The sequence below is a fragment of the uncultured Methylobacterium sp. genome, assembly GCF_964242245.1.
GTDB lineage: Bacteria > Pseudomonadota > Alphaproteobacteria > Rhizobiales > Beijerinckiaceae > Methylobacterium.
In genome coordinates, this window is the sequence record NZ_CAXTBY010000027.1 from 39,678 (window position 1) to 41,296 (window position 1,619).

The following is a 1,619-nucleotide window of genomic DNA, read 5'->3' on the forward strand; positions in this document are numbered from 1 at the left end:
GCGCATCGGTCCCTCCGCCGCGCCGCCGATCGAGGACGGGCCGAACGTCCTACCGGCACACCCGCTCGCCTGTCCCTGGATACAGGGGCTTTTCCCCCTCGACGCCCGCCCAAGTGCCCGCGGACGCATCATTGACGGAGGGCGTCGGCGCGGCGACGAAGGGGGCCCGAGCGGCTCGGACAGGGCGCCTGTCGAGATGCCTTCAGTGCGGCCACGTGCGAAACGGTCGATGAAAAAACAGTTCTTCACCAACCTGCCGAGTCACCGCAACGCCTACGACCTGTTCGCGGACAAGTGGGCCTGCGACCTCGGCGAGATCGACCCGAGCCTGCCGTCGGGCGGCGTGCCGGGGTTCCGCGGCGATCCGCGCCCAACGCAGGCGGCGGCCCATCTCGGGCGCGACGGCCGGTTCGACGGCTACGACGTGCTCGAACTCGGCCCGCTGGAGGCCGCGCACACCGCCCAGCTCGAACGGCTCGGGGCCGCGCGCATCACCGCGGTGGAGGCCAATTCCGAGGCCTTCCTGAAGTGCCTGATCGTGAAGAACATCGTTAGGCTGGACCGCTCGACCTTCCTGCTCGGCGACGTGACGCGGTTCCTCGACGCGCCGGGACCGCGCTACGACCTGATCTTCGCCTGCGGCATCCTCTACCACATGCAGGATCCGGTCGAGCTGATACGGCTCGCCGCCGCGCGCGCCGACCGGCTGTTCCTCTGGACGCATTACTACGCCGAAGTCCCGCACCTGAAGCACCTGAAGCCCCGCACCTACCGGGGCCACGGCCTGTCGGTGCCGACCTACGAGATGACCTACCGGAATTCGGGACTTGGCACCTTCTGGGGTGGCAACCGGGCGACCACCAACTGGCTGGAGCTGCCGACCATCCTCACCGTGCTGGCGCATTTCGGCCTGACCGAGACGGTCGTGATCGCCGACGACCACCACCATCTCTACGGACCCGCCGTCACGCTCTGCGCGAGCCGGACGGGCGCCGCGCCCCCGGCGGCTTGACCGTCGCCGCGCCCGCTTCCTAGACACATCGAAATCGCTTCGAGCACGCCGCGCGAACGACGCAGGCACGCGCACCAGCAGCGCAGGAAAGACCGCCCATGACTGCAGCCGTGAACCCAAAAAAGCTTATCAAGGGCGGCCTGCACGACTGGGAGGTGGTGATCGGCATGGAGATCCACGCCCAGGTCACCAGCCGCTCCAAGCTGTTCTCCGGCGCCTCGACCGAGTTCGGAGGCGAACCGAACGACCACGTCTCGCTGGTGGATGCCGCGATGCCCGGCATGCTGCCGGTCATCAACGCGGAATGCGTGGCCCAGGCCGTGCGCACCGGCCTCGGCTTGAAGGCGCAGATCAACCACCGCTCGGTGTTCGACCGGAAGAACTACTTTTACCCGGACCTGCCGCAGGGCTACCAGATCTCGCAGTACAAGGACCCGATCGTCGGCGCGGGCGAGGTCGTGGTCGACTTGCCGAGCGGCGAGACGATCACGGTGGGCATCGAGCGGCTGCACCTGGAGCAGGATGCCGGCAAGTCGCTGCACGATCAGAACCCGACCCAGAGCTTCGTCGACCTCAACCGCTCCGGCGTCGCGCTGATGGAGATCGT

At 68.0% G+C, this 1,619-nt stretch carries 1 protein-coding gene and 1 pseudogene; both read left to right on the forward strand.

From position 1 onward, the window contains the following. Positions 1–229: 229 nt before the first annotated feature. Positions 230–1,012: a class I SAM-dependent methyltransferase gene (locus ACFE8Y_RS08835; protein ID WP_375464021.1), complete on the forward strand. Its 783-nt coding sequence runs from the start codon at positions 230–232 to the stop codon at positions 1,010–1,012. Between the two features lie 98 nt (positions 1,013–1,110). Beyond that, positions 1,111–1,619: pseudogene (gene gatB / locus ACFE8Y_RS08840) on the forward strand (Asp-tRNA(Asn)/Glu-tRNA(Gln) amidotransferase GatCAB subunit B); the annotation flags it as partial.

What these genes read in the sequence shown, in the direction of transcription:
- ACFE8Y_RS08835 (WP_375464021.1), top strand. Translation starts at nt 230, where the DNA reads ATGAAAAAACAGTTCTTCACCAACCTGCCGAGTCACCGCAACGCCTAC.